This is a genomic window from Agromyces luteolus (assembly GCF_009729855.1).
Classification (GTDB): Bacteria; Actinomycetota; Actinomycetes; order Actinomycetales; family Microbacteriaceae; genus Agromyces; species Agromyces luteolus.
On sequence record NZ_WODA01000025.1, the window covers coordinates 489,847 to 516,785 of the forward strand.

The 26,939-nt window shown below is 66.4% G+C and carries 26 protein-coding genes and 1 pseudogene; 12 read left to right on the forward strand and 15 right to left on the reverse strand.

All coding sequences use genetic code 11. The features are described 5' to 3' along the window. Positions 1-81: 81 nt before the first annotated feature. The 4 genes from GLX25_RS15920 to GLX25_RS15935 form a co-directional block, all read right to left on the reverse strand. Complete coding sequence (locus GLX25_RS15920) at positions 82-456, reverse strand: DoxX family protein (RefSeq protein WP_155843473.1); 375 nt, start codon at positions 454-456, stop codon at positions 82-84. A 19-nt stretch (positions 457-475) separates the two neighbouring features. After that, entirely contained in the window at positions 476-1,117 is a 642-nt protein-coding gene (locus GLX25_RS15925) for an NAD(P)-dependent oxidoreductase (protein ID WP_166548904.1), read from the reverse strand. Further along, entirely contained in the window at positions 1,114-2,133 is a 1,020-nt protein-coding gene (locus GLX25_RS15930; protein WP_155843474.1) for an LLM class flavin-dependent oxidoreductase, read from the reverse strand. The genes GLX25_RS15925 and GLX25_RS15930 overlap by 4 nt, the downstream gene beginning before the upstream one ends. A gap of 70 nt (positions 2,134-2,203) precedes the next feature. Next, positions 2,204-3,136 carry an NADP-dependent oxidoreductase gene (locus tag GLX25_RS15935; RefSeq protein ID WP_155843475.1) on the reverse strand — a complete coding sequence of 311 codons (933 nt, stop codon included), beginning with the start codon at positions 3,134-3,136 and terminating at the stop codon, positions 2,204-2,206. 110 nt (positions 3,137-3,246) lie between these two features. On the opposite strand from GLX25_RS15935, the gene GLX25_RS15940 reads away from it, so the two are divergent. The 4 genes from GLX25_RS15940 (at position 3,247) to GLX25_RS15955 (ending at position 7,079) form a co-directional block, all read left to right on the forward strand. Beyond that, entirely contained in the window at positions 3,247-3,912 is a 666-nt protein-coding gene (locus GLX25_RS15940) for a TetR/AcrR family transcriptional regulator (RefSeq protein WP_155843476.1), read from the forward strand. 128 nt (positions 3,913-4,040) lie between these two features. Beyond that, positions 4,041-4,955 (forward strand): helix-turn-helix transcriptional regulator, encoded by a 915-nt coding sequence (locus GLX25_RS15945; protein ID WP_155843477.1) that lies wholly within the window; start codon positions 4,041-4,043, stop codon positions 4,953-4,955. A gap of 181 nt (positions 4,956-5,136) precedes the next feature. Continuing rightward, complete coding sequence (locus tag GLX25_RS15950) at positions 5,137-5,994, forward strand: aldo/keto reductase (RefSeq protein ID WP_155843478.1); 858 nt, start codon at positions 5,137-5,139, stop codon at positions 5,992-5,994. Positions 5,995-6,110: 116 nt separating this feature from the next. Next, positions 6,111-7,079: an aldo/keto reductase gene (locus tag GLX25_RS15955; protein ID WP_155843479.1), complete on the forward strand. Its 969-nt coding sequence runs from the start codon at positions 6,111-6,113 to the stop codon at positions 7,077-7,079. Positions 7,080-7,275: 196 nt separating this feature from the next. Here the strand turns inward: GLX25_RS15955 and GLX25_RS18995 are convergent. After that, positions 7,276-7,365, reverse strand: a pseudogene (locus GLX25_RS18995) (hypothetical protein); the annotation flags it as partial. Positions 7,366-7,617: 252 nt separating this feature from the next. Here GLX25_RS18995 and GLX25_RS15965 point away from each other — a divergent pair. Continuing rightward, on the forward strand, positions 7,618-7,935 hold the full coding sequence (locus GLX25_RS15965; protein WP_205719918.1) for a hypothetical protein: 318 nt from the start codon (positions 7,618-7,620) through the stop codon (positions 7,933-7,935). Between the two features lie 63 nt (positions 7,936-7,998). On the opposite strand, the gene GLX25_RS15970 is transcribed toward GLX25_RS15965, so the two are convergent. The 9 genes from GLX25_RS15970 to GLX25_RS16010 all read right to left on the reverse strand — a co-directional run bounded on the left by GLX25_RS15970 (position 7,999) and on the right by GLX25_RS16010 (position 17,812). Beyond that, positions 7,999-9,252 (reverse strand): MFS transporter, encoded by a 1,254-nt coding sequence (locus tag GLX25_RS15970; protein ID WP_155843480.1) that lies wholly within the window; start codon positions 9,250-9,252, stop codon positions 7,999-8,001. Beyond that, on the reverse strand, positions 9,252-10,244 hold the full coding sequence (locus GLX25_RS15975) for an aldo/keto reductase (protein ID WP_155843481.1): 993 nt from the start codon (positions 10,242-10,244) through the stop codon (positions 9,252-9,254). The genes GLX25_RS15970 and GLX25_RS15975 overlap by 1 nt, the downstream gene beginning before the upstream one ends. Positions 10,245-10,390: 146 nt before the next feature. Continuing rightward, on the reverse strand, positions 10,391-11,425 hold the full coding sequence (locus GLX25_RS15980; protein ID WP_166548905.1) for an aldo/keto reductase family protein: 1,035 nt from the start codon (positions 11,423-11,425) through the stop codon (positions 10,391-10,393). Positions 11,426-11,506: 81 nt separating this feature from the next. Beyond that, positions 11,507-12,736, reverse strand: a complete 1,230-nt coding sequence (locus GLX25_RS15985; protein ID WP_155843482.1) for a glycoside hydrolase family 1 protein — start codon at positions 12,734-12,736, stop codon at positions 11,507-11,509. Beyond that, entirely contained in the window at positions 12,726-13,511 is a 786-nt protein-coding gene (locus GLX25_RS15990) for an alpha/beta fold hydrolase (RefSeq protein WP_155843483.1), read from the reverse strand. The genes GLX25_RS15985 and GLX25_RS15990 overlap by 11 nt, the downstream gene beginning before the upstream one ends. Positions 13,512-13,669: 158 nt before the next feature. Further along, positions 13,670-14,638, reverse strand: coding sequence for an aldo/keto reductase (locus GLX25_RS15995; protein ID WP_155843484.1), 969 nt, complete (start codon positions 14,636-14,638; stop codon positions 13,670-13,672). Next, positions 14,635-15,399, reverse strand: coding sequence for a carbohydrate ABC transporter permease (locus GLX25_RS16000; protein WP_271192394.1), 765 nt, complete (start codon positions 15,397-15,399; stop codon positions 14,635-14,637). The genes GLX25_RS15995 and GLX25_RS16000 overlap by 4 nt, the downstream gene beginning before the upstream one ends. A 68-nt stretch (positions 15,400-15,467) precedes the next feature. After that, on the reverse strand, positions 15,468-16,466 hold the full coding sequence (locus GLX25_RS16005; protein ID WP_420837658.1) for a carbohydrate ABC transporter permease: 999 nt from the start codon (positions 16,464-16,466) through the stop codon (positions 15,468-15,470). A 29-nt stretch (positions 16,467-16,495) separates the two neighbouring features. Then, on the reverse strand, positions 16,496-17,812 hold the full coding sequence (locus GLX25_RS16010) for an ABC transporter substrate-binding protein (protein WP_155843485.1): 1,317 nt from the start codon (positions 17,810-17,812) through the stop codon (positions 16,496-16,498). A gap of 198 nt (positions 17,813-18,010) precedes the next feature. Between GLX25_RS16010 and GLX25_RS16015 the strand changes: the two genes are divergently transcribed. After that, entirely contained in the window at positions 18,011-19,429 is a 1,419-nt protein-coding gene (locus GLX25_RS16015) for a GH1 family beta-glucosidase (protein ID WP_271192395.1), read from the forward strand. Between the two features lie 9 nt (positions 19,430-19,438). Here GLX25_RS16015 and GLX25_RS16020 read toward each other — a convergent pair whose 3' ends face one another. Continuing rightward, the gene (locus tag GLX25_RS16020) at positions 19,439-20,449 is read right to left on the reverse strand and encodes a LacI family DNA-binding transcriptional regulator (protein WP_166548906.1); all 1,011 of its coding nucleotides are present in this window, start codon (positions 20,447-20,449) and stop codon (positions 19,439-19,441) included. Positions 20,450-20,614: 165 nt separating this feature from the next. Between GLX25_RS16020 and GLX25_RS16025 the strand changes: the two genes are divergently transcribed. The 6 genes from GLX25_RS16025 (at position 20,615) to GLX25_RS16050 (ending at position 26,934) form a co-directional block, all read left to right on the forward strand. Beyond that, positions 20,615-21,022: a nuclear transport factor 2 family protein gene (locus GLX25_RS16025; protein ID WP_155843487.1), complete on the forward strand. Its 408-nt coding sequence runs from the start codon at positions 20,615-20,617 to the stop codon at positions 21,020-21,022. A gap of 319 nt (positions 21,023-21,341) precedes the next feature. Next, a complete protein-coding gene (locus GLX25_RS16030; protein ID WP_166548907.1) occupies positions 21,342-22,883 on the forward strand; it encodes an ABC transporter substrate-binding protein in 1,542 nt (513 codons plus the stop codon). Positions 22,884-22,971: 88 nt separating this feature from the next. After that, complete coding sequence (locus GLX25_RS16035) at positions 22,972-23,373, forward strand: nuclear transport factor 2 family protein (protein WP_166548908.1); 402 nt, start codon at positions 22,972-22,974, stop codon at positions 23,371-23,373. Then, the gene (locus GLX25_RS16040; RefSeq protein WP_155843490.1) at positions 23,370-24,311 is read left to right on the forward strand and encodes an ABC transporter permease; all 942 of its coding nucleotides are present in this window, start codon (positions 23,370-23,372) and stop codon (positions 24,309-24,311) included. Before GLX25_RS16035 ends, GLX25_RS16040 begins: the two co-directional genes overlap by 4 nt. After that, positions 24,308-26,107 carry a dipeptide/oligopeptide/nickel ABC transporter permease/ATP-binding protein gene (locus GLX25_RS16045; protein ID WP_155843491.1) on the forward strand — a complete coding sequence of 600 codons (1,800 nt, stop codon included), beginning with the start codon at positions 24,308-24,310 and terminating at the stop codon, positions 26,105-26,107. Before GLX25_RS16040 ends, GLX25_RS16045 begins: the two co-directional genes overlap by 4 nt. Beyond that, positions 26,107-26,934: an ATP-binding cassette domain-containing protein gene (locus GLX25_RS16050; RefSeq protein WP_155843895.1), complete on the forward strand. Its 828-nt coding sequence runs from the start codon at positions 26,107-26,109 to the stop codon at positions 26,932-26,934. Before GLX25_RS16045 ends, GLX25_RS16050 begins: the two co-directional genes overlap by 1 nt. Positions 26,935-26,939: the final 5 nt, after the last annotated feature.

The following is a 26,939-nucleotide window of genomic DNA, read 5'->3' on the forward strand; positions in this document are numbered from 1 at the left end:
GGCGCGGCGGAAGCCCGGGCGAGCGTCTTCATCCCGCACGATGTCCGCCGCCGCGCCAAGGGTCGCGTTCGACTGGGCTGCTCAGACGCCGGCGAGCTGCACGAATCGGCCGATGGCGATGAACAGGGCCACGGCGAGCATTGTGACGTTGAACGGGGTGACCTTGGCCTCCCCGCGCCGCACGTGCGTGACGATGGCGCTGACCTGCACGATCACGAGTCCTGTCGCGGCCAACGGCGTCAGCACCGGGAGGATGCCCGTCGCCCAGGGCACGATGAGACCCACCGCGCCCAGAAGCTCGACGGCGCCGATGAGCTTGATCGTCGCGGGCGCGAAGTCCTCCGTCCAGGGCAGCATCGACTTCAGCTGCGGCTTCGGGCGAATGAGCTTGATCAGGCCGGCGGCGAGGTAGGCGGCGGCCAGGATGCCGGAGGCGATCCAGAGAGCGATATCCATGGGGGTTCCTTCGTTCGGTTCAGTTGCTGATGGCGGGGGCGGCGTCGAGGTAGGTGTCGTCGACGACTTGCGAAGCGGTGAACGCGGCGATGTCGGCGCGGCTGATCGCGAACCCGATCGAGTTCTGCCCGTAGAACCCGACGCGGAGGGCGTCGCGCTTGGGGGTGTCCTTCGGGGCAGTGAAGCGGACGATCGTCCAGCGCACTCGTGCTTGCATCACGAGGTCGGTCATGCCGATGAGTTCGGCGTAGGCGCGTGGCAGGAAGGTGCGGCCGAGGAAGCGGATGAGGCGCGTCTGCAGGGTGGGTCTTTCACGCGGATCGAGGATGCTGGGGGTGCCGTGGCCGATATACCGGGTGACGCCGTGGCGACGCATGGCGGTGAGTATGTGGCCCGTGCCCTCGACGAGTGGCAGCCCCGTGGCGTGCCGGTCCATGCTCGGGCCGAGGGCGCTGACCACGACGTCGGATCCGGCGACGGCGGTGTCGATCGCAGTGGCGTCGTCGATCTGTCCCACCACGACCGACACTGCTCCCGCCCAGCGGTCTGGGACCTTGGCGGGGTTGCGGACGTAGGCGGTGACGGCGTGCCCACGCTCGAGGAGTTCGTCGACCGTGAGTGCCCCGATGGCGCCGGTCGCGCCGAAGACCGTGACGTTCACGACCCGAGCACCTGTCGTACTGCCGGGGCGACCCGTTCCCCGAAGCGGCGGATGGAGTCGTGCACCATCGTGCGAGGGAGTCCGCCGAGGTCGACCTGCCCGAGGAAGCGGTCGGCGCCGAGCTCTGCCCGGAGGTCGAGGATCTTCTCCGCGATTTCCCGGGGTCCGCCGACCATGAGCGCGCCCCGGCGCGCGGTCAGCATCTGCGCCCCGGCAGGGTCGACCCGCCAGCCGCGACCACCATTGGTCTCCGGGGCCAGGTACCGCTGGTAGTACGGGAAGAACTCCTCCAGTGCGGTCTCCTGCGATTCGCCGACATAGAAGTGGCTGGTGATGCCGACCTTCAGCACCTCATCGCCGTGACCGGCCGCCCGCCCCGCGGCGCGGTAGAGCTGCACGAGACGCTTCGCGTGGTCCAGAGTGCCGCCGATGAACCCGAGCGCCATCGGCAGCCCGAGCGCTCCGGCGCGCTGGGCGCTGGACGGGGTGCCACCCACGGCCACCCAGATCGGCAGGTCTGGACGTGCCGACGGATTGGGCGCGGCGTCCACGAGCGGCGACCGGTGCGCACCCTCCCAGGTCACGCTGTCCTCATCGCGGAGCCGGAGCAGCAGTTCGAGCTTCTCCGCGAACAGTGAATCGAGGTCGTGGAGGTTCTCACCGAACAAGGCGAACGGTTCGGCGAACGCGCTTCGCCCGGCGTAGATCTCCGTCCTGCCGTGGCTGATGAGATCGAGCGTGGCGAAGTCCTGGTAGACCCGGACCGGGTCCAGGACCGACAGCACCGACGCCGTCGTGGTGAGTCGGATCCGGTCGGTCGCCTGGGCGATCGCGGCGAGGTTCACGGCCGGCGATGACACGGCGAACTGCCGCGAATGATGTTCGCCGACCCCGAAGACGTCCAGCCCCGCCCGCTCCGCCGCGACGCCGTACGAGGTGATGTCGTCCGTGCGAGACGCGGCCGTGTCGCCGCCGGGTGCGTAGATGTCACCGAGGGAGAAGATTCCGAGTTCCATGAATGGGTGGTCCTTCCGTCGCGCGATGGTGCGGGCCGCACTGCGGCCCGCACACCGTCGCGAGTCAGCGTCAGTTGATGGCCAGCACGAGCTTGCCGAGCGTGCCAGCGGCGAAGTGGCCCAGCGCGTCGGGCGCCTCGTCGAGTGTGTAGACGCGCTGCACGGTCACGGCCGTGTGTCCCTCGGCGTGATCGCGGGCGATGCGCTCCAGTGTCGCGTTCGTGGACTGCGCGAAGATCGGGACGACTCGTACGCCCTCGACCTGCAGCTGCGCAGGGTCCATCACCAACGTCGAGACGAGAACCCCACCCTCCCTCACGATCGATGCCAATGCCGCCGGGTCGCCGGCGAAGTGCAGCACCGCGTCCACGCCGGACGGGTGGAGCTGGCGCACCTGCGCGGCGACATCCGCGCGGTAATCGACCGTCGAGGCCGCGCCGAGTTCACGCACCTTCGCGACCTCCTCGTCCGACGTCGCGGTGGCGACCACCTCGGCACCGGCCTTCGCCGCGAGCTGCACCACCTGCTGGCCGACGCCTCCGGTCGCCCCGGCGACCAGCACCCGCTGACCGGCACCGATCGCCGCGGCATCGAACGCATCCGCCGCCGCCGTGCCGGCAAGGCCCAGCGCCGCAGCCTCCGTGTACCCGATTCCCTCCGGGATGCGGGCGATGCCGGTCGCGACGGGCACGGTCACGTACTCGCCGAAGGAGCCGTCGCCGAGGTCCTCTTTCGAGACCACGCCGAATACCCGGTCACCGACCACGAACTCCGTCACGTCCTGACCCAACGCGTCGATGACGCCCGCATAGTCCTTGCCGACGACCACGGGGAACCGGTGGGTCATCATGCCCTTCAGACGGCCGCCCGCCACCGCGACGTCGAATCCGTTGATCGACGCGGCCTTGATCCGGACCCGCACCTCACCGGCACCGGGCTCGGGCAGATCCACCTCTGCCACCTCGGGAGCCGTGTCGAAGTCCTTCAACACCAGAGCCTTCATGTCTTCCTGCCTTCCTGCGATCACGAGATCGATTTAGTGGAACCGTTGCTCCACTTCAAGAGTCAACCACACAACTGGAAGGACTATTCCACATCCGGTAAGATGATGACGTGACTAAGCCGTCGACTGCCGAACCCAAGCCGCTGCGGGCGGATGCCGAACGCAACCGGCAGGCCATCATCTGCGCCGCCGGACGCGTGTTCGCTGAAGAGGGCACCGCGGTCACGCTCGAGCACATCGCGGATGTCGCCGGTGTCGGAGTCGGCACGATCTACCGCCGCTTCCCCACAGTGGATGAACTGGTCACCGTGGTGATGGAGGAGAAGATCGCGCGGTACGCCGACCGCACCGAGCAGGCGGTCGAACACGCACGAACCGCGCCCTGGGAGGCATTCGAGGACTACGTGTTCTTCATGCTCGAGCAGCAGGCCGCCGACCTCGCGTTCAGCGAACTCATCCTCCGCCCGCGCGACGCCACCGCCCTGTTCCGCAGCGAGATCTCTCGCGCTCTCGACGCCAGCATCGCCCTGGTGGACCGGGTCAAGGCGGCCGGGTCCCTTCGCGAGGACTTCGACCACAGCGACCTCTACCTGCTGATCAACGCCAACGCGGGCATCATTCGCGGCATGGGACACGCTGCGACAAAGAGTTGGCGACGCTTCGGCGAATACATGCTCCAGGCCTTCCGCCATTCCGGCGACCACGAACTCACCCCGCCACCGCGGACGTGGGCGCGCGCCAGCCGCGCGCGCTCACAGGCAAGCATCACCGGTTGACAGGATGGCGCCGACGATGCTCGCCACTCCATTCCGGTTCTCGCGTTTCGGACCGCGAGGGGCGGACGTGGGTGGGGGGCCGCGGCAGAGCCTCCCGCGTCGTGGAACAGCATGCCTAGGGTGAGGTCATGACGGTGAAGGACGAGGTCCGCGAGTTCCTGATCACCAGGCGCGCCCAGGTGCGACCCGGTCAGGTTGGTCTGCCCGACGGCGGAGGAGACCGGCGTGTGCCAGGACTGCGGCGCGAGGAGGTGGCGATGCTCGCCGATGTGAGCTTGGACTACTACACGCGACTTGAGCGGGGAAACATCCGCGGCGCATCGGAGAGCGTCCTGAACGCGATCGCACGGGCCCTGCTGCTTGACGATATCGAGCGTGCCCACCTGTTCGACCTCGCTCGTCGCGCATCCGCCCCGCGAGTCTCCTCCCGGCCGATGCGTCCTCCGGGGTCCGTGCGCACGTCGGTGCAGCGGGTGCTCGACAGCATGGCCCTGCCGGCGATCGTGTACAACGCGCCACACGACATCGTCGGTGCGAACGAGGCCGGACGCGCGCTGTACCACATCCATTTCGACACCGACGCTCGCCCGAACATCGCCCGCACGACCTTCCTCGATCCACGCGCCCGCACGTTCTACGCGGATTGGGGGGAAGCGCGCCGGATGACCGCCGCGATGCTCCGACTCGAAGTCGGCCGGAACCCGCTCGACGAGGAACTCACCGCACTGATCGGCGAGCTGTCGGCACGCAGCCCACAGTTCCGGAAGGACTGGGCAGAGCACGACGTCCACGAGCATCGCAGCGGGGTGAAGACCTTCAATCACCCCGGCGTCGGAGCGATCGAGGTGACATATGACGGCTGGCAACTGCCCGGCGAGAAGGGGTTGTCGATCGTGACGTACAGCGCCGAGCCCGGTACCCCCGACGCCGACCGCCTCGCTCTGCTGCCCGCATGGGCGGAGGACCGACGGGCACGAACGCTCGATGCCGGTGATCCGCAGGATGTCACGCGCGCCGCGCGGATGGAAGGCTCGACCGGGTAGCCGGCACCGCCGTGAAGGACCTGGCGCACGATTCATCCGTCGACGGAGACGCGGTGCCACAGGTGTCGAATCGAGATTCACGCCGCGAAGGCCTGGGGGGTCTGGTCCGGGCCTCCCACGCCGTTCGATTCGCCGTCACGATGGAGCCGAACGTCACGCAAGCACATCGGGAGGACCACGTATGCTCACGCGGAAGATCGGCTCGTTCGAGGTCGGTGCGATCGGCCTGGGCGGAATGTGGCTGTCACTGGACGGCCGGCCCGACGAGAACCGCGCCATTCGCACCGTTCACGCCGCGCTCGACGCAGGCGTGACACTCATCGATACCGCCGACGCCTACCGGTCGCGAACAGACGAGACGAACCACAACGAAATCCTGATCGCGAAGGCGCTGCGCAGCTACCGGGACGACACATCGAACGTCGTCGTCGCGACCAAGGGCGGCTTCCAGCGGCCCGCTGACGGAAGTTGGGTCAACAACGGCACGCCGGAGCACCTCAAGACCGCGGCGCGGATATCGGCGAGAAACCTGGGCGTGGACAGCATCGCCCTCTACCAGTTCCACGACCCGGACCCTGCCGTGCCGTTCGAGGACTCGATCGGTGCGTTCAAGGATCTCCTCGCGGACGGTGTGATCCAGACGGCGGGCATCTCCAACGTCACCACGGATCAGATCCGCGTCGCCCGCGACATCCTGGGTGAGGGCCTGGTCTCGGTGCAGAACCGATACTCCCCCGCCCACCAGGACTCGCGATCCGAGCTCGAGCTCGCCGCCGAACTCGGGCTCGCGTTCCTGCCGTGGAACCCGCTCGGCGGCATCGGTCGCAGCCGCTCCATCGCAGGCGTGAACCCGGCGTTCGCAGAGATCGCCGCCGAGCGCGGTATCAGCCCGCAGCAGGTCGCCCTGGCGTGGGAGCTGTCGCTCGCGCCCACGATGATCCCGATCCCGGGAGCCTCCCGCCCTGAGACCATCGTCGATTCCGCACGCGCGGTCGACCTGCGGCTCACCGACGACGAGCTGACCCGCCTGGGCAGCTGACGAGGAGGGCAGGTTGAATTCCGAGTCGACGCGACCTTACCGCCGAGCGGGTTCGCTGACATGCTGAGTCCGGGCGGACGTCGGAGCGCCGTCGGCCCGGAGAGGGGGCTCCTCCCATGAAGTACGGCAGGCTGGGCCCGACCGGCGTACGCGTTTCCCAGATCGGTTTGGGAACCGCCACATTCGGGGTCGCTCCCACAGCGTCAGATGCGGCCGGTATCGTCTCCGCGGCGCTCGATCTTGGGATCAACTTCTTCGATACGGCGGATGTGTACGGTTCGTCGCCGACGTTCGACAGGCCCGGCGCGCCTCCCTCGAGCGAGCGGGCGTCCGCGGAGGAGATCCTCGGCCGAGCACTCGCCGGTCGCCGCGACGAGGTCGTCCTCGCCACCAAGTGCGGCGAGCGGCGGTTCAATCCAGACGCCGGCCTGTCGCGACGGTATGTGATCCGCCAGGTCGAGCAGAGCCTGCGCCGACTGGGTACCGACTACATCGATCTCCACTACGCGCACTTCCCCGACCCCCACACGCCCCTGGAACAGACGCTCGCCGTCTACGACGACCTGATCCGACAGGGGAAACTCCGCTACGTCGGGTTGTCGAACCATCCTGCCTGGCAGCTCACCGAGGCGTTGTGGATCGCGGACGGCGCGCGGCTCAGGTCCGGACCGGTCTGCGCCCAGGTCAAGTACAGCCTTCTCGACCGGACCGCGGAGCGTGAACTGGCCGCGGCGTGCGAACGGTTCGCCGCGTCGATCGTGCCGTATGCACCACTGCACGGAGGCCTGCTCGCCGACCTGGCCGTCCTGGATCGGCGCATCTCCGGTGACCAACGCTTCGGCGGCACGGGTTTCACCGAGACCGAGATCGCGGTCGCACGGGAACTCGAACGGCTCGCCCGCGTCTGGGGTATGGGCATGCAACAGGTGTCCCTGAGCTGGCTGCTTTCCCGTCCGGCCGTGGCATCCGTGATCATCGGCGCCGAATCCGTCGACGAACTCCAGGCCAACGCCTCAGCGGCTGACGTGCAACTGACGACGGAGCAGGCGGACGCCGTATCGGCGCTGACCAACGCCGGTCACTGAGCAGCCCGCGGGTCCAGCACCCGAGCGTCGAGGCTGGCTACCGGGCGCCGTACTCCGCGTCGGTCACGTGGTTCCCCCAGACCGCGCTCGGCTGACCGGGGAGCGTATCCCACACGGCGAGGTGGGTCATGAAGCTATCCGGCGCAGCCCCGTGCCAATGCTCCTCCCCCGGAGGACAGACCGCTGTCTCGCCCGGCCGAACTTCGACGACGGCGCCGCCTCGCGGTTGCACGAGCGCGATCCCTTCCAGCACGTGCAACGTCTGACCCCGGGATGCGTGTGCCATGCCGTCCTGGCGCCTGGAGCGAAGCGGACGATTCCGGCGTTCGCCTGCTGGCCGGTTCCGTTCGGTGCCGCGACGGCGTCCAGCCAGACATCACCGGTGAACCACTCGGGCGGATTCTTGATGGTTTCGTGACGATGGACTTCCATGATCTCCTCCGTGTGTGGGCGGGCGTCAGCGTTCGGAAGCGGCGGCTGCAAGGGCACGGAGGGTCGGCACCGGGTCCTCTGTGTCGGGTTGCACGTTCACGGAGACGTGATCGGCGCCGGCGTCCCAGTGCGCCCGCGTGCGATCCGCGAGTTCGTCGATGGTGCCGTGCGCGACGATCGTGTCGGCGTCGTCACCGAGGAACTCGGTAGCGCCGTGAGCTTCAACCAGGTACTGCGTACGATGGGCGGCTCGTTGGGGAGCGCGATCTCCGGTGCAGCGCTCGCGGCACACCTGGCCGGCGACGGACACCCGACGTCGGAAGGCATCTCGCTCGCGCTCCTCCTCGCGGTCATCGGATGCATCGCGGTGCTCGTCGCCCTCATCATCGACAACATCACCGGAAGGGCCCGTCCCTGCATGTGACGAACTACCGCGTCGATGGACGCCATCCGCACGTCGACCATCCGCGGCGCAGTCGCCTCGGAGTCATCTGATGCTCGCCCCGGCCAGTCGGCGACCACGCTGCCATCGCACGAGAAGACCGAGGGGCACGAAATAGAGCGCCGCGATTCCAGTGCCGACGAGGAGCGGCCCGCCCGCGCCGTTCTGCGCACCCAACGATAGGGCGGCGAGCCACGAGCCGACCGCGGTGCCCGCGTTGAACGAAGCGGTGCTCAGGGCGGAGGCGAGTGTCGGCGCTCGGTCGGCGTATCGCACCGCCATCCCGATCAGAATCGGATTGGTCGACATCCCGAACAGCCCGAGCAGTACGATCAGCACGACCGTCACGCCGGCATCGTCCGAGTACACGACGAGTCCGGCGAGCACGAGCAGCGTCGCGGTCGCAGATGAGAACAACACCGTGAGCGGCCGCGTCGCACCGAGAGTACCGCCGAGGTTCGATCCGACGAATGCGCCGAGACCGTAGCCGACGAGCACGAGTGGGACCGCATGTGCCGGGAGCCCGGCGTTCTCCGTGAGGAGCGGGGAGATGAAGCTGTAGACCGCCAACGACGAGCCGCACACGATCGCGGCCCCGGCCAAGACCAGCCAGATGCGGATATCTCGAAGGCTCGCGACCTCGGCGCGGACCGAAGGAACAGCTCCGGCGGGCGGCTCGCGGGGAACCTGCCGGTATATCACCACGGCCGCGAGGGCGGCCACGATCGCCAGCACCCAGAATGGTCCGCGCCATCCGATCGACTGACCGGCGAATGCACCGAGCGGTACCCCGATCACATTTGCGAGCATCCCACCGCCGAGTACGATTCCCAGCGCCTTCGATGACCTGACGGGTCCGGCAGCCTGCGCTGCGACCACGGCAGCCACGGCCCAGAACGCCCCGGTCGCGACGGCGGTGAGAAAGCGGGCGCCGAGGATGACTGGAAAGCTCGAGGTCACTGCGACGAGCAGGTGGCCGATCGCGAATACCACGAGGGTCACGGCGAGCGTGAGTCGTCGCGAGAGCCTCAGGGTGACGATGGCCATCGTCGGCGTCCCCACGATCATGCCGAGCGCGAACACCGTGATCATCAAGCCCGCGTCCGGGACGGAGATGCCCAGCCCGTCGGCGATCTCGGGGAGGATCCCGGCAACCACGAACTCGGTGGTCCCCATGAGGAACACCCCCGCCGCGAGCACGGAGACGACGAACGGCAGTCGGCCGGGCCGGCCCGAGGCCGTGTCAGCGCTCGACTGCGAGCGGGCGACGGCGTGTCGGACTCCGGTGGAGTCCGCCATCACACCCACGTCGGCAGGTGCTCGTCGGTGTATCTCGCGCCGACCGCGCCGTCCGGGATGATCTCGTCGATCAGGTCGAGCTCCGTGGCGGTGAGTGAGAGCGCGGCGGCCGAGATGTTCTCCTCCAGCCGATCCACGCTACGGGTGCCGGGAATGGGCACGATGTCATCGCCCTGTGCGAGCAGCCATGCGAGCGCCAACTGTGCTGCCGTCACGCCGTTGTCGTGGGCCAACGCGGTGAGCCGATCGACTGCACTGACGTTCGAACGATAGTTCTCGCCCTGCCAGCGAGCATCATGACGCCGGAAATCGCTCGCCTCGTACTGCTCCGCCGGCTTGACCGCCGATGTGAGGAAACCGCGTCCCAACGGCGAGTACGGGACGAACCCGATGCCGAGCTCCCGGGCGGCCGGAAGCACCTCGGACTCCACACCTCGCTCGAACAGCGAGTACTCGGTCTGCACCACGGAGACCGGCTGCACCGCGTGAGCGCGCCGCAACGTCTCCGGTCCCACCTCGCTGAGTCCGAAGTAGCGGACCTTGCCCTCCTCGATCAGTTCCTTCACGGCGCCAGCCACTTCCTCGACGGGCACGGCCGGATCCTGCCGGTGCTGATAGAGCACATCGATCACCTCCGTGCCGAGGTAGCGCAGGCTGTTCTCCGTCACTCGGCGGATGTTCGACGGGCTCGAGTCACGACCATTGGAATCGCCGTTCGCGTCGTAGGTGAACCCGAACTTCGTGGCGAGCTGCACTGATTCACGGAACGGCGCGACCGCCTCGCCCAAGAGCACCTCGTTCGCGCCGTTCCCGCGGTTGTACAGCTCGGCGGTGTCGAACAGGGTCACGCCGAGCTCATGGGCCCTGCGGATGACCCGGAGGTGCTCCTCCCGGCTCCCGCCACGACCGTAGAAGGCGGTCATCCCCATCGTCCCCAAGCCGATCTCGGCGACCTTCAGTCCCCGTCGTCCCAGCGTTCGTTCGTGCAGCATCCGGCCTCCCTGATGTCTTCGAGCGATGCACTCGCTCTCTACGATGCAAGGAGCGCCTGAGCGGCGGGAGGTCCGGACAGACACCCCCAAGAGCAGCATCGAGCGGACGCCGGTGTCGCGGAGCCTCTGGTCGCTTCGCTTCAGTGCTACGGCGTCGTCCCCCAGCCATCGGTGCGAACGCGGTCGACCGGCGATTCGAGGCTGGTCTTCGCAGGGTCGCGTTCGACGACGTCGCCGAGCGCGTCGTCGATTGCAGCCAGGGCGTCGGGCGGGAGGACGACTCCGGAAGCTGCGGCATTCTCGACGACCTGCTCGGGACGCGATGCGCCGATGAGCGCAGCCGCGACGTTCTGGTTCTGAAGCACCCACGCGATGGCGAGCTGAGCCATCGTGAGGTCGAGCTCGTCGGCGACCCGACCGAGACGCTGAACCCGATCCAGCACGTCGTCGCGCATCCAGCGTTCGATCATCTCGGCACCGCCGTTTCCGTCGGTCGCACGGCTGCCGGTCGGTGCCGCGTGTCGGGAACGGTACTTGCCAGTCAGGACGCCCTGGGCGACTGGGGACCACACGATCTGGGAGATGCCGAGCTCCCGCGACGCCGGCACGACGTCTGCCTCGATTACGCGCCACAGCGCGGAGTACTGCGGCTGGTTCGACACGAAGGGGATGCGTAACTCCCTCGCGAGGGCGGCACCTTGTCGCAACTGATCGGCCGTCCATTCGCTGACCCCGATGTACAACGCCTTGCCCGACCTGACGAGGTCGGCGAACGCCACCATCGTCTCCTCCAGGGGGGTGGCGTAGTCCCAGCGGTGAGCCTGATAGAGGTCGACATAGTCAGTTCCGAGGCGTCGGAGCGACCCATCGATGGACTCCATGATGTGCTTGCGCGACAGGCCGGAGTCATTCGCTCCGCCGGGTCCGACCGGGAAGTACGTCTTTGTGAGGATTTCCAACGATTCGCGACGCACGCCCTTCAACGCCTCACCGAGCACGGTCTCGGCGGCGGTGTTGGCGTACATGTCGGCCGTGTCGAACGTCGTGATGCCAACATCGAGGGCGGCACGGACGCAGGCCCTCGCCGAGTCGTTCTCGACCTGGGAGCCGTGCGTCAACCAGTTGCCGTAGGTGATCTCGGTGACTCTGAGCCCCGAGTTTCCCAGGTACCGGTACTTCACTTCGTCCTCCAGACGTCCTCGTCGAGCGCCGATGCCGGCTTCTGACGAAAGCCTAGCCCAATACAACTCATCGATTGGCTTTCATTGTTTGAACACAGGTCCATGCGCCCGCAATGCCGAGATGTCCCCGCTGCGCGCGACGCGCTCCAGCGCGTAGGCGCTGGGCTTGGGAACCCGGCGGAACTCGCCGTCGCGGTCTACTGCGATGAGGCCGAACTTGGGACGATACCCCTCAGCCCATTCGAAGTTGTCGAATGCCGACCAGTGGATGTATCCACGCACGTCGACTCCCTCCGACCTCGCTCGCGCGACCGCCTGAAGGTGCGATTCGAGGTAGTCGATCCGTTCGGCGTCGTCCTCGGTCGCGATGCCGTTCTCAGTGACATACAGCGGGAGCCCTGTCTTCGCAGCTCGATGGAGCATGTCGCGGAGGCCGTCCGGATGGACGGCCCATCCCATCTGCGTGAGCCGGGTTCCCGGGGGTGGCGTGCCGAACAAGGTGGGCGACGCCGGATCCACCCAGTTCTTCCGGTAGTACTGGACGCCGAGCCACCCTCCGGCGTCAGGATCGCCGGTGAGGCCATCGAGGTAGAGATCGACGACCTCAGCGCGTAGCGCCCGCATGAAGACCTGAGTTGCCTCATCCTCGCGGGCTGGTGCGAGAAGTGGCAGTTGCACGACGAGACCCGGGTCGGCGGTGCTCTCGTCTCGAACCGCGCGAACCGCCAGCCGGTGAGCATCGAGCAGGACGCGGCCCACGCGCTTCCAGAGCGTCGGATTCGTCTCCCCTGGCGGGAAGTACCCCTCGAGATAGCCGTGGAGAGCCACCATCTGGGGTTCGTTGATCGTGCACGCGAAGTCCATGAACTCGCCGAGCTCGGGCAGGATCCGCCGGCAATAGCGGTCGAAGCAGGCCAACGCGTCGTGCGACAGCCATCCACCTCGTTCCGCGAACCACGCCGGCAGCGTGAAGTGGTTGAGGGTGACGAATGACCGCATACCCGTCGCTCGCAGAGTCTCGAGCACCGTCCGGTAGTGCGCGATCGCCGCACGACTGAACTCGCCTGGCGCGGGTTCGATGCGTGCCCACTCGACGGACAGCCGGTGAGCGGTATGCCCCATTCCCGCCAGCAACTCGAAATCGTCCGAATAGCGGTGATAGTGGTCGATGGCGTCGCCTGAGGACTCCAGGGCGGCGCTGCCCGGCGCGTGCTCGTATCGCCACCAATCCGAGTTGTGGTTGTCCCCCTCGACCTGGTGTGCAGCTGTCGCCGTTCCCCAGAGGAAGTCAGCTGGGAAGTCACGAGTCATTCGTTCGGCCCTTCTGAATCGCGTCCGCGAGGATGGCTTCCACCGCGTGAGAGTGCTCGACCAGGGAGAGGTGGCCACCGGAGGGAAGCTCGACGAACCTGGCATGCCTCAACCGCCGAGCGAGGGCGCGAAGTCCTGTCGGGGGCGTCGCCGTGTCGTCGGACGTTGCGATGAGGAGCGCAGGGACATCGAGCTGACCGAGATCCGCTGGCCCGTGGTAGTCGGCGAGCGCGCGACAGCAGGCGACGTACGACGAGGAGTCGATTCGGCTGAGATCCTCGAGCAGCGCCTGAGCTCGCGCCGACTCTGCGAAATCAGGAGAGAACCACCCCGCCTTGGCCCCGAGTGCCGTTGCCGCTACTCCCGCCTCGGTGACGTTGGCGATCAGGGTCCGCCATCCATCGGGTGTCCCGAAGCTGGTCCCGCTGTTGATCATCACGAAGCTGTCCAGGTCGGGCGGTCGGTGCGTCGCCGCCTCCAACGCGATCGCGCCGCCCATCGAAACTCCCGCCACGGTGACGTGCCGAGCTCGGAGCATCCGGACGACTGCGGAGACCTCCGCGCCCAGCGACGGAATACTGACCTCGTACGCCCGCGGAGCGATCCCATGGCCCGGCAGATCGGCTCGCAGCACGGCGAGGTCGCGCCATCGTCCCGTGAGTCCGTCGACGAGCTCATCGAAGATGCGCACCGTGGTTCCCAGCGACGGCAACAGCACGATGACGTGTTCGGCCTCCAACGCCTGCGGGTCGTCGAGCCAACCGAGGTCGCTCATCGGGTGTCAGGTTTCCAGTGCGCATCCTCGCCGCAACCGGGATTCGCGATGACCGACATGATCGGGGTTCCTCCGTGTGGTCCATCCATGAGCGAACTCGAGTCGTGGAGCGTTGATCGGTTCAAGCAGCGACGCCGACCACGTGCCGCTGCCCGCCGTCAGTCGTTGATCCAGTGGGTTCGCGCGGGTGTCAGCTCGTCCAGTTCCACCCACACCTCATCGGGAATCTTGACGTCGAGGAGGCGCTGGGCTTCGTCGATTCGCCCGGGATTGGATGCGCCGATCAGGGTCGTATCGATGCGCGATTCGCGGACGGAGAACTGCAGCGCGGCTGCGGCGATGGGGATCCCGACCGTGCCGAGGAACGTAGCGATCCGCTCAGCGGCGTTCACCTGCTCCGCGGTGCCCAGCCCGTATGCGTACCGGTCGCCGGGTCGGGGCCGTCGCGCGAGCACGCCGCCGCCGAATGGCGCCGCGTTGATCACGCCCATGTTCAGCGCTCGTGCCCGGTCGAGGAGTTCGTTCGCCGTGCGGTCCACGAGCGTCCAGCGGTTGTGCGTCAGGAGTACGTCGAAGTGATCCGTCTCCACGTACCGGGTGATCTCTGCGGCCGCGCCTCCGGCGATGCCGATCGAGCCGGCCAGGCCCGCGTCCCGCAGTTCGATCAGGCCTTCGATGGCGCCGTTCCGGCCCAGTGCTTCGTCGACCGAGATGTGCCCTTCGGGGTCGTGGAGGTGCAGCAGGTCGATATGGTCCAGACCCAGCCGCTCCGTGCTTTCCTCGAAGGAGCGCAGGACCCGGTCTCGGTCGAAGGCTCCGCTCGTGGGATCGGCATCCACCTTCGTCGCGACCAGGTAGCCATCGGGAACGCCTCCGAGATTCCGGATGGCCTCGCCGATCCGCTGCTCGCTGCGACCGTTGCCATACGCGTTCGACGTGTCGAGCAGCGTGAACGGGCCGGTCAGAGCGCGGACTGCCGTGGCGACGCCATCCTCGTGGGAGGTGTCGTGCCCGTAGAGCCCCTCCATACCGCCGAGTGGGCTGCCGCCGATGCCCACTGGCGTCGTCAGGAGGCCGGAGCGGCCCAGCCGTCGAAGCGAACTCGCTTGCGTGACTTCCGCGCTCATCCCTTGACTGCCCCGGAGGTCAGGCCCGCGACGATCTGCTTGTTGAAGAAGATGTAGAGGATCAAGGGCGGAACCGTGATCAGGAGGATGTCCGTGAAGAGCAGGTTGTACGACGTGAAGTACTGACTCTGGAAGTTGTACAGGCTCAGCTGAACGGTGACGTTCTCGGCACCGGGAGCGAAGTACAGCGGAGCCGCGAAGTCATTGAACACGAACACCGATTGCACGACGATGACCGTGACGATGACGCTTCGCAGCAGCGGGAACGCGAACTGGAAGAACAGTCGAATCGGGCCGGCACCGTCGATGATGGCCGCCTCGTCGATCTCTCGCGGGACAGTCGCCGCGAATGCACGGAACAGCAGGATGCAGAACGACAGTCCGAACGCGATCTCGACCAGGATCAGGCCGGGCATGGTGGCGAAGATCCCGAGCGTCTTCATCACGAAGATCGTGGGTACGACCGCCGGCGGGATGATGAGACCTGCCAGCACGAGCATGTTGATCAGCCCATTCCACCGACTCTGACGGCGCTGGAGGGTCCAGCCGACCATCGCAGCGAGAACCACCATGATGCTGACCGAGAACACCGTCAGGATGCTGCTGTTGATGAACGCGCGGACCACGGTGTAGTCGCGGATCTGCAGGACTTCGATGACGTTCTCGAGGAGGCGGAAGTCCCCGACGGGCCATCCGAACTCGAGCAGGTTCGCTTCTTCGCGGGTCTTCATCGCCGTCAGGAGGATGAAGATGAACGGCACCAGGAAGATGATGCCGGTGACGACGATCGCGATGATGCCGCCGACGAGGTTCCGGATACGTTCGGTTCTCACAGCTCTTTCGACTTCCGGTTCAAGAAGATGTAGATCGGCAGCACGATCGCCGTCACGAGAACGAACAGGATCACGTTCCCCGCCGTGGAGAGTCCGTAGTACCCCGCCGCGTACTGCTTGTAGATGACGGATGCGATGGTGTCGCTCGCGAACCCGGGGCCGCCGCTGGTCATCGTCCAGATCAGGTCGAAGGTCCGGAGGCCCCCGATGAGCGACAGGATCACCACGGTGATCGTCGCCGGGCGCACCAGCGGCAGCGTGATGTGCCAGAAGCTGTGCCATGCGTTGGACCCGTCGACCCGGGCAGCCTCGTAGTAGTCGCTCGGAATCGCGACGACTCCCGCAATGTAGATGAGCGCGGCGAGGCCCACGCCCTTCCAGATGTCGACGATCGCGATCGAGTAGATCGCCATGTTCGGGTCGGTCAGCCAGTTCGGGCCGGTGATGCCGATCACCGCCAGCGCCTCGTTCACCAGACCGTCGAACGGATCGAAGAGGATCTTGAAGGTGACGCCGACGCCGATCGTCGAGACGAGGACGGGGAAGAAGACGACCGCGCGCAGATAGCCGCGGGCGAAGATCCCGGAGGTGAGGACGACTGCCAGGAGGAGCCCGAGGACGACTTTGGCGAAGGACGTGAGGGCACCGAAGATGAGGGTGTTGATGAAGCCCCTGAAGAGCCGTTCCTGCGTGAAGAAGGTGACGAAGTTGTCGAACCCGATGAACTCCGCAGACGACAGATTCCAGCGCGTGAAGGCGAAGTAGAAGGAGATGATCGTCGGGAACAGGAACAGGATCCCGTAGATGATTCCCGCCGGGGCATAGAACCAGCCCGGATACGCGAACGCGAAGGGATCGCGCTTGGCGCGGCGCTTCTTCTCCTTGCGCGAAGGCTGGCTGTCGGGATGTGGGTTGTCGGTCCGCTCACGCGGAGGCAGTGTCGTGGTCAAGGGTCCCTCCAAGGTGCAGCGGGGCCGGCGGAACGCCGGCCCCACTACGAACTGCGATTCCTAGTACCGGCGGATCACCAGCCGGGGAGGCCCAGCTGCTGCGCGAGGAGCACGTTGTCCGAATCGTACGCCGCGGCCGCCTGCTCGGCCGTCGAGATTCCCGAGCCCACCTCGACGGTGAAGTTGGCAAGGTTCGGACCCTTGACGACGGACAGGAACTCGAAGGCCGGCTCGGTCTTGCCGGATTCGAAGTACGGCAGCATGTCGGAGACGATCTGGGAGACGTCGCCGCTCATCTCGCAGCCGTTCACGACGTACGGTCCAGCGTTGCCGCGGGCCTCGCCGATCGCGGCGCAGCCCTCGGGGCTGGCGACGAACGCCATGAACTCCTTCACCTCGTCGGGGTGCTCCGTGTAGGCCGGCGAGTAGACCGAGGACGGCATCCAGGTGGTGAGGCCGAGGTCATCCGCGGAGTCACCGGGGACCGGGAAGAAGCCGATGTTCGAGTCGGGGAAGTCCTGCTTGAACGTGGCCTGCGTGAAGGTCAGCATCGGGTACATCGCGCCCTCACCCTGCGCGAGCTTCGCCAGCGCCTGGTCGAACAGCAGCGTGGAGTAGTCCTCGTTGAACGCTCCGGCATCTGCCAGGTCCTGCAGCTTCTGGAACGACGCCAGCCCTGCACCGTCGGCCCAGCTGGTCTCGTTCGCGGTGATCTCCTCAGCGAAGGCCGGGTCCTCGGCCAGAACGTTGTAGAAGTCGCCGAGCACCACGAGCTGCGACGTCCAGGTGTCGCCGTAGGACTGGATGACCGGCGTGATCCCCGCGTCGCTGAGCTCGGAGACGACATCGAGGAACTCGTCCCACGTCTGCGGAACCTCGACTCCGGCTTCCTCGAACACGTCGACGTTGTACAGGATGCCGCCTCCCATGGCGTTGCCCACCGGCGCGCCGTAGGTGCCGTTCTCGGTCGAGACCGTGGCCCGATAGGCGTCGTTGAGGTCATCCACCCAGGGCTCGTCAGCGATGTTCAGGAGCTGGTCGTCGGGCTGGAGCGCGTACATCAGCGCGCCGCTGTTGTACCAGAGCAGATCGGCCATGTCGCCGGAGGCGAGCCGGGTCTTGATGAGGTTGTCGCCCTCCACGCCCTCCGGTCCCGAGGCATCCACTTCGACGGTGATGCCGGATTCGTTCTGGTCGTTGAAGGCCGCAGCGAGCGCCTCAGCCGTGGCGATGTCGTCCGGAACGCCGGCTCCCATGTACCAGGTGAGCGTCACGGGCTCGCCGTCGCCGCTGTCCCCTCCGCCATCGGAACAACCGGTGAGCGCGAGCGCGCCGATGAGAACACTGGCTCCGACGACGGTGCGAAGCCGTCGGGTTCGTTGGTGCAGCATCAGTACCTCCTTGTAGCGACTGCTGTGATGCGTCAGGATGCCGATCCGAAACTATTCACTGACCGGCTTTCAGTTTGAAGCTAGACCCGCTGAGCCCGTCCTGTCAATGACTGGGATCGGGAATTCTCGTGATTGCAACCGGGCCGTGACCAAGCCCCGGATGTGCCGGTCGATGATTGGCATTAGCGTCTTGCCTTCGTGAGCATCGGGTCATATCGTGAACGTTCACGAGCCTACGTCGAAGGAGGCGCTTTGCCTAGCCTTGATCTCCCCCCGCACTTCCGCTTCGGGGTCGCCACGAGCGCGTTCCAGATCGAAGGCGGCTGGAACGCCGATGGCAAGGGGCCCTCGATCTGGGACACTTTCGGGCACACCAGCGGCAAGGTGAAGGACGACGTCCCAGGTGATGTCGCGTGCGATTCGTATCATCGACATCGCGACGACATCGCTCTGATGAACGCACTCGGCTTGGACACCTACCGCCTGTCGATGAGCTGGCCTCGGCTGCTCCCCGAGGGTACGGGTCGAGTCAACCCCGCCGGCGTGGCGTACTACGACCAAGTCATCGACGACCTCCTGAGCGCGGACATCCAGCCGAACGTGACGCTCTACCACTGGGACCTGCCCCAGGCCCTCGAGGATCGCGGCGGCTGGCCGAATCGGGACGTGGCGGAGTGGTACGCCGAATACGCCGCGCTCGTCTTCGATCGCTTCGGGGACCGCGTCAACCGATGGGCGACCCTCAACGAGCCGATCGCGATCTGGGCAGGGTACGGCGAGGGCTTCTTCGCGCCCGGGCGACGAGACGCAGCCGACGGACGGCAGGCGATGCACAACGCCCTGCGCGCGCATGGGCGCGGAGTCCAGGCCTTCCGCGCGGCCGGTTCACCAGGCGAGATCGGCATCGTGCTCGACATCTGGAAGCGTCACCCCAAGACGGACTCACCCGCCGACATCGCTCTCGCGAACGCGGGTGACGACGACGGATTCCGCTTCTTCTTCGACGCGCTGCTCGGCGGCGGGTACAGCGATCGCATCCGCGCCAGGCTCGAAGCCGACGGCACGATGCCGGAGATCGCCGACGGGGATCAGGCACTCATCTCGGAACCGTTCGACTACCTCGGCCTGAACGTCTACTCGCGTGTGGTCGTGGACTCCGAGAAGAACGACGGCACGAAGTGGGCGCAGAGCGACCCCTTCCCCGGCGGGAACTTCCTGGACAACGGACAGGAGTACTACCCGAGAGCGGTGTTCGACGCGCTCGAGTTGGTGCGCGACGACTACGGATGGAGCGGCCCGATCCACATTACGGAGAACGGCATGACCGACGGCCCTGCGTCCGCCGCCGACCCGCTCGACGACGACGAGCGCATCAGGTATGTCCGCGGATTCCTGGAATGGATCTCCGAAGGAATCCGCGCCGGCCACGATGTCCGCAGCTACTACCTCTGGTCCCTCATGGACAACTACGAGTGGTCGGCAGGATTCAGTGCGAAGTTCGGTATCGCTGCGGTCGACCCCGCCACGCTGGATCGGATCCCGAAGAAGTCCGCGCTGTGGTATCGAGACCTCATCGCAGCTCACCGTGCGACGAGGACCTCTCAACTGGTGCGTTGAGCGGTTCGCTCAGCTCGAGCCGCGCACGACCAGCTGAGGTCGGACCGGCCGATGGGCCGCCGGGCCGCCATCGGCGAGCGAGCCCTCGACGCTCGCGAGCAACGTGGAGAACGCCGTGCGTGCAAGTTCGCGGAAGTCGAAGCTCAGCGTGGTCAGCTCAGGCGTGACGACGAGGCCGACCGCCGAACCATCGACTCCGATGATCGAAACGTCCGCCGGTACGCTGCGTCCGACAGCCTGACATGCCTTCAACGCGCCGACCGCAATCGGGTCGTTGAAACAGACGAACGCGTCCAGGTCCGGCCACTGCACCAGGGCTTCTTCGGCTGCGAGCCTCCCTAGGTCGATGGATGGCTCGCTGGTCGCAGTGTGTCGCAGCACCAGCGGGTCGAGCCCCAGGCCCTCGACCGCATGGACGAAGCTCGTGGCCCGTTCAGACCGAGGCTGCGAACGCGACCAATCCAGCATGACGATTCGGCGTCGCGCTTTCGAGACGAGGTGACTCGCAGCATCCGCCATCGCGCTCTCGAAATCCAGGCGGACCCAGGCGCGACGGCGCAAGTCCGGCTTGGGGTCCAGAAGGACGATCGGAGTCGGACCCACCAATTCGTCGAGCTCCGTTTCCGGAACGTCCACGAGACCGAAGAGCGCGTCGACGTGGTCCAGCAAAGTTGCCACCGCCGAGCGGGCATCGTGAGACGTCTCGGCGATGAGCACCGTCCATCCGCGCTCGGTCGCCTCATCGAGCACCGCGGAAGCGAGCTCCGCCCAGAACCCGTTGGTCAGGTCGACGACGACGAGGCCCAGGGTCGGTGTCCCTCGCGATACCAAACCCCTGCCGAAACGGCTCGGGCGGTACTGCAGCTCACGAGCAGCGTCCAGCACACGTTGCTTGGTGGCCGCGCTGATGCCCGGCATGTCGTTGATGGCGCGGGTCACCGTCTGCCTGGAAACCCCGGCACGTTCGGCAACGTCGATGATGCTCGCGCGCCGACCCAGGAGAGAAGCGCCGGTCGACATACACGCAGTGTAACGACGACCGGAAGTCCGGTCTCCATGTTGGACTCGGCCCTCGCCGCGCTCGGCGCCCGGAGAACGGATGGGCAGCGCCTTCACCCGTGAACTTCGAGCGGTGACTCGCTTTTGAGATACCATAGGACGATCATCACGAGTCGAGGAGCCGATGTGACGAATACGATCGACACCGAAATGGCCACCAGCCTGCGCAATGAAGCGGCGGTGCTCTCTCTCTACGACGCCGAGCAGCGGCGCGATATCACGGCATGGGAGCCGTTGTGGAGCGAGTCTGGGCGGCACACCTTCCGCTTCGCGGCACCCGTCGAGCCCGTTGTCGGGCTCGAGGCCCTCGTCGAAGCCACGAAGGCAAAGTTCGCCGAGCGCCCGCCGTACGAAATTCACGTCCGCACGGACAGGCTTGCCGATCCGACTCGGATCCTAGCTCGACTCGGGCTCGGCGAGGCTACTGCTAGCGGCAGAAGGGTCGAGATCTGGTGCCTCTTCCGGTTCGACGCAGACGGCCTGATCGTCGAGATCGAGGAGATCGGCGATACCGCGCCGGGTCCACTGGCCTGACCTTCAGGGCCTGCCGTCACTGGGAGGCTGAAGCGCCGCCGAGCTCGCTGCTCGGCGGCGCTTCCTCGTTCACGTGGGGCCCATGGGTGTCGCTTTGCCTCATCGACCGGTGCCCTGACGTTCGCTCGGTGACACCGCTGCGGCACGCCGGGCGGATCTCCGCATCGACGGAGCACGCGCCACCCGGGTCGGGCTCACCTCGACTCGGTCGCGACCATACTGCGGGGTCCTGCGCGAAAACCTAGCGACTACTGGGCTTTCGTGGTAGCGTCAGAGTCGTCCCATCCGACAACGACGTTCGATGCGAAAGGCACCAACGATGAAACTGACACCTCCGCGGCTGACCACAGCAGTCGCTGCCGCGGCCGTCGCAGCAATTGCCCTGTCCGGGTGCGCCGACGACGCGAGCTCCTCGAGCAGCGACACGCTCACACTCGGCACGATCGTTCAGCTGCACACATTCCAGGCCTCAGAAGCGAACTTCAGCCAGGAGTCCGCCTACCTCTCCGCGGTATACGACACGCTTCTTCAGGTGGACGCGGACGGCGAACTGGCACCCGCCCTCGTCACCGAGTGGAGCTGGGACGATTCCAAGACGGTCGTCACCCTAGAACTCCGAACGGACGTCACCTTCTCCGACGGCAGCCCGTTCAACGCCGACGTCGCCGTCGCCAACCTGACGCGTTTCCGCGACGGCACGAGCACGAATGCGTCGCAACTCGCGGACATGGTCTCGGCCGAGGCCGACGGCGACAGCACGGTTGTCCTGACGCTCGAAGCGCCCAACCCGGCGTTCCTGACCTACCTGACCCAGAACGCGGGCCTCCAGGAGAGCGCCGAGGCCTTCGACAACCCGGACATTCAGACCGTACCTGTCGGGTCCGGGCCGTACCTCCTCGATACCGAGACCACCGTCGAGGGCAGCACGTACTACTACGACAAGAATCCCGACTACTGGAACCCCGACCAGCAGCACTACGAGCACCTCGTGATCAAGCTCTTCAGCGATTCCACAGCCGTGCTCAACGCGATCAAGGCGGGCGAAGTCGACGGTACGCCGCTGTTCACCACGGAGGACAACGTACCCGCCGAGGCCGCAGGATACACCTTGAGCGGGCAGCAGCCAGGCTGGAACGGCCTCACCCTCGCCGACCGCGACGGAACCATGAGTGAGCCTCTGGGCGACGTTCGCGTGCGACAGGCGATCAACTACGCCTTCGACCGGCAGGCCCTGCTCGACGCCGTCGCAGGCGGCCAAGGTGAGGTGACGGAGCAGATGTTCCCGCCATCGTCCGCCGCGTATGACGTGAGCCTCGACAGCTACTACGACTACGACCCCGAGAAGGCGAAGGAACTGCTCGCCGATGCCGGCTACCCAGATGGGTTCACCCTGAGCATGCCGACCGCACGCGCCGCTCTCGGCGCCTCCCTCTACGATCTCGTCGCCGATCAGCTGGCTGACGTAGGAATCGCGGTCGAGGAGACCGAGGTCCCCATCGGTGACTTCTTCACCGCGCTGCTCACCCCGAAGTTCCCCGCGTACTACATGCAGCTGCAGAAGGATCCAGCTGACTGGCAGTTGGCGCAGTTCATCCTGACGCCCAACGCGACGTGGAATCCGTTCCACAGCACCGACCCGACGGTGGCCGACTACCTGCAGAAGATCCAGCTCGGAAATCAGGATGAGGCGGACCAGGCAGCGGCCGATCTGAACCGATACCTCGTCGAGCAGGCATGGTTCGCGCCGTTCTATGCGCCCGGCTACCGCTACGCGAGCTCGCCCGACATCGAGATCATCACCATGGAGGGAGGCGGCGGCGCGATGCCCGCCCTGTGGAACATCCTTCCCGCGGGGGGCTGATTCGGGTCGCGCAAACCAAGGGCGGGCGACTGGAATTCCGCGCCGGTCGCCCGCCACCCCCTCCCCCAGTCAAAGCAAAGGAATAGTGATGAGTTCCGCATCGGATCGAAACAAGCGAACTGTCGAAGCCTTCTATCAGGCCGAGGTCAACCGTGATCTCGAGACCTGGACGTCGTTCTGGCATCCAGACGGTGTTCTCTCCTTCTGGCTGAATGAGATGAAGGAAGCGATCCATGGTCGCGACACGCTCGTCCAGCTCGAGGCGGCGAAATTCGCCCAGCTCGCGGAGAACCGGTTCGAGATGGAGGTCACGGCCGATCCGCTTGCCGACGAGAGCAAGGTCCTGGCCCGACTGCGGATCTGGCCGGAAGCAGATCCACGTTCGGCGGCCTTCCACTACTGGCTGCTCTTCCACTTCGATGACGCGGGCCTCGTCGAAGAGCTGGAGGAGATCGCCGACACGCGCCCGCCGGCCGGATTCGGCTCATGACTCTCTTCGTGCTTCGCCGCATCGGCGCAGGACTCGTGCTCGTCGCCGTCATCGTCGTGCTGGCGTTCTTCCTGCTCCACTTCGCCGCAGGGGACATTGCGCGAACGATCCTCGGGCCCACCGCGTCCGTCGAAACGGTCACCGCGAAACGAGCCGCCCTCGGTCTGGACAAGCCGCTCCTCGAGCAATTCTGGCTGTGGCTCTCCAGCGCGACCGGCGGCGACCTGGGCCGGTCGTGGTTCACTGGTCAGGAGGTCTCGAGTTCGATCGTGACTCGTGCAACGGTCACCGTCACCGTGGTCATCGGGACGACACTGATCAGCGCGATCCTGGCAACCGTCCTCGGCGTCCTGGCCGCCGTACGTCGCGGCGTCGTCGACGCCGGGGTCCAGGTTCTCTCCGTGCTCGGCTTCGCCATTCCGGGCTTCATCATCGCGATCTTCCTCGTCGACGTGTTCGCCCTACGGCTCGGATGGCTTCCGGCCACCGGATACGTGCCGTTCTCCCAGTCGATAGTGGGTTCGCTGCGCTCAACCGCCCTGCCGATCGCAGCGCTCTCGATCGGCGCGATCGCTGCCGTCGCACAACAAGTCCGCGGTTCGATGATCGAGGCGCTCGAGGCGGAGTGGGTGCGCACGCTGCGAAGCCGGGGACTCTCGACGCGGCGCGTCCTGTTCCGGCACGTCCTCCGCAACGCCGCTGGGCCCGCATTGTCGATCCTTGCGCTGCAATTCGTCGGCCTACTCGGTGGAGCAGTGGTGATCGAGCAGATCTTCGCGATTCCCGGGCTCGGTCAGGTGTCCGTGCAGGCCGCCGCGAGCGGAGACATCCCGCTCGTACTCGGACTGGTGCTCGCGATCACGCTCATCGTCGTCGCCGTCAACCTGATCATCGACATCCTGCAGGGTGTCCTCAACCCGAAGGTTCGTGTCTCATGAAAGATGCACGGCTCGTTACCGGCCACGTGTCCACCGTCGATCAGGCGCACGCTGCCTCGTCGCGTCCGCGTGTGTTTCGGCGTCTGCTCAGGAACCCGGCTGGGCTGGCATCCCTGATCTTCCTGGTGGTCATAAGCCTGGCCGCCGTCTTCGCCCCCTTGATCATGCCCCACGACCCCGCGACGATCGACATCCATGCCGTGCTCGCCTCCCCAGACGCGACTCATTGGCTGGGAACCGACGGCTCCGGTCGGGATGTGCTCTCCCGGCTGATCGCCGGAGGGCTGGTCAGCCTCACCGCCGCAGCACTCGCGGTCGGTGTCGCGGCGGCGATCGGCATTCCGAGTGGACTCATCGCCGGATACTACGGCGGGTTCTTCGCCGACGGGGCCACATGGATCGTGAATCTGCTGATGGCACTGCCCGGGATCGTGGTGTTGCTTGCAGTCCGGAGCGTGCTCGGCCCCTCGCTCTGGATCTCCATGGCGATCTTCGGAATCCTCATGTCTCCGGCCTTCTTCCGTCTCGTCTACGCGGCCGTGCGTAGCGCGCGTTCGGAGCTGTTCGTAGAGGCGGCGATGGTTTCGGGACTGCGAGATAGCGCCATCATCGCGCGCCACGTGCTCGGTGCAGTTCGTGGACCGATCATCGTCCAGACCGCGATCCTCGCGAGCATCACCTTGGCGATCCAAGCGGGCCTGGGCTTCCTTGGCTTCGATGACAGCACCGTGCCGTCCTGGGGCGGCGTGCTCACTGACGCGTTCGCCAACATCTACCGGCAGCCACAGTTGATCATCTGGCCGAGCATCATCATCGCGCTGACCAGCGTCGCGTTCGCGCTGCTCGGCAACGCGCTACGCGACGAGCTCGGACGGACGACCACGCGTCGACGCGGCGCGAAGGGCCAGGTGGAGCAGACCTCGGTGACCCGCTCGGCTTCGCTCACGCCACTCGAGCCCGGCGTCCTGCTGCGGGTCGCAGGCCTGCGAATCGGATATCCGAACTCGGACGGCATGGCCGAGGTGGTGAGGGGAATCGATCTCGAGATCACTCGAGGTTCGGTTCACGGCCTGATCGGCGAGTCAGGCTCAGGGAAGACCCAAACTGCCTGGGCGATACTCGGGTTGCTTCCGTCGACAGCACGCGTCTTCGCCGGCTCGATCCAGTTCGACGATGTTGACCTGCTCGACCGCTCGGCAGTATCCGGCGTTCGTGGTCGGCGAATCGCGTACATTCCCCAAGAGCCCATCTCCAACCTGGACCCCTCGTTCACGGTCGGCAGTCAGCTCATCGAGCCTTTGCGGTCCGTGCTGCGGATGTCGAAGAGGCAGGCGATCGCGCGTTCCCTCGAGCTGTTGGCCCGTGTCGGCATCTCTGACCCGGAACGCACGTTCCACTCGTATCCGCACGAGATCTCCGGTGGCATGGCGCAGCGCGTCCTGATCGCCGGAGCGGTCGCGTCGAACCCGGACCTTCTGATCGCGGACGAGCCGACGACGGCGCTCGACGTGACCGTCCAAGCAGAGGTCCTCGACCTGCTCCGCGAGATCCAGCAGGACAGCGGGCTGTCGATTCTCCTGGTGACGCACAACCTCGGCGTGGTGGCCGATATCTGCGACCACGTCTCGGTGATGAAGACGGGACAGATCGTGGAGACCGGACCAGTGGAGCAGATCTTCAACCATCCGAGCCACGAATACACGCGCGAGTTGTTCGGCTCGCTGATCGACGAGGACGACGTGAGACCTACACCGGAACCATCGCCTTCTCGGAGTGATCTGGCGGTGACGCGATGATGGGCGAACCGCTCCTTCGAATCAACGATCTGGTCGTCGAGTTCGGACGCAGTCGCTGGTCCCGGTTCCGGGCACTCGACAGCGTCTCGCTCGACATCCATCCCGGTGAGACCGTCGGCCTGGTCGGCGAGTCCGGGTCGGGCAAGACGACGCTGGGTCGGGCTGTGCTCGGACTTGCGCCCGTGACAGCCGGCACCGTGGCTTTCGAGGGGCGCGACATCACCCGTCTGCCACGTCGCGCGCGGCGCGAGCTCGCAAACGACATCCAAGTCGTCTTCCAGGATCCGTATGGGTCGCTGAGTAGCACGATGTCCGTGCAGGAGATTCTCACCGAGCCGCTCCGGGCGAGCGGGATCGGGCGCTCCGACTCGATACAGCGCGTGCGCACCTTGTTGGATCAGGTCGGGTTGCCAGCGAACTCCGGCCAACGGTACCCGAACGAGTTCAGCGGTGGCCAGCGGCAGCGGATCGCAATCGCACGCGCCCTCGCCATCCGACCGCGGCTCATTGTGTGCGACGAACCGGTCTCGGCGCTCGACTTGTCGACCCAAGCGCGCGTGCTCGATCTGCTGCGACAGATCCAGGACGACACCGGTGTCGCATACCTCTTCGTCTCGCACGACCTCGCCGTGGTTCGGCATCTGAGTCATCGAGTGGCGGTCATGTACCGCGGCCAGATCGTCGAGAGCGGGAACGCTTCAACCGTCACAAGAACGCCGAGCAACCCGTACACGCAGCGGCTGCTGCTATCCAGCCCGATTCCAGACCTGAATCGCCAGCGCGAGCGCCGGATGTCGCGCAGCATGCTGCAGCCGCAGTCGGCCTGAAAGCG

Coding starts and splice junctions, on each gene's coding strand:
- GLX25_RS15920 (WP_155843473.1), bottom strand. CDS start 456: ATGGATATCGCTCTCTGGATCGCCTCCGGCATCCTGGCCGCCGCCTAC.
- GLX25_RS15930 (WP_155843474.1), bottom strand. CDS start 2,133: ATGGAACTCGGAATCTTCTCCCTCGGTGACATCTACGCACCCGGCGGC.
- GLX25_RS15935 (WP_155843475.1), bottom strand. CDS start 3,136: ATGAAGGCTCTGGTGTTGAAGGACTTCGACACGGCTCCCGAGGTGGCA.
- GLX25_RS15945 (WP_155843477.1), top strand. CDS start 4,041: ATGACGGTGAAGGACGAGGTCCGCGAGTTCCTGATCACCAGGCGCGCC.
- GLX25_RS15950 (WP_155843478.1), top strand. CDS start 5,137: ATGCTCACGCGGAAGATCGGCTCGTTCGAGGTCGGTGCGATCGGCCTG.
- GLX25_RS15955 (WP_155843479.1), top strand. CDS start 6,111: ATGAAGTACGGCAGGCTGGGCCCGACCGGCGTACGCGTTTCCCAGATC.
- GLX25_RS15970 (WP_155843480.1), bottom strand. CDS start 9,252: ATGGCGGACTCCACCGGAGTCCGACACGCCGTCGCCCGCTCGCAGTCG.
- GLX25_RS15975 (WP_155843481.1), bottom strand. CDS start 10,244: ATGCTGCACGAACGAACGCTGGGACGACGGGGACTGAAGGTCGCCGAG.
- GLX25_RS15985 (WP_155843482.1), bottom strand. CDS start 12,736: ATGACTCGTGACTTCCCAGCTGACTTCCTCTGGGGAACGGCGACAGCT.
- GLX25_RS15990 (WP_155843483.1), bottom strand. CDS start 13,511: ATGAGCGACCTCGGTTGGCTCGACGACCCGCAGGCGTTGGAGGCCGAA.
- GLX25_RS15995 (WP_155843484.1), bottom strand. CDS start 14,638: ATGAGCGCGGAAGTCACGCAAGCGAGTTCGCTTCGACGGCTGGGCCGC.
- GLX25_RS16010 (WP_155843485.1), bottom strand. CDS start 17,812: ATGCTGCACCAACGAACCCGACGGCTTCGCACCGTCGTCGGAGCCAGT.
- GLX25_RS16020 (WP_166548906.1), bottom strand. CDS start 20,449: ATGTCGACCGGCGCTTCTCTCCTGGGTCGGCGCGCGAGCATCATCGAC.
- GLX25_RS16030 (WP_166548907.1), top strand. CDS start 21,342: ATGAAACTGACACCTCCGCGGCTGACCACAGCAGTCGCTGCCGCGGCC.
- GLX25_RS16035 (WP_166548908.1), top strand. CDS start 22,972: ATGAGTTCCGCATCGGATCGAAACAAGCGAACTGTCGAAGCCTTCTAT.
- GLX25_RS16040 (WP_155843490.1), top strand. CDS start 23,370: ATGACTCTCTTCGTGCTTCGCCGCATCGGCGCAGGACTCGTGCTCGTC.
- GLX25_RS16045 (WP_155843491.1), top strand. CDS start 24,308: ATGAAAGATGCACGGCTCGTTACCGGCCACGTGTCCACCGTCGATCAG.
- GLX25_RS16050 (WP_155843895.1), top strand. CDS start 26,107: ATGGGCGAACCGCTCCTTCGAATCAACGATCTGGTCGTCGAGTTCGGA.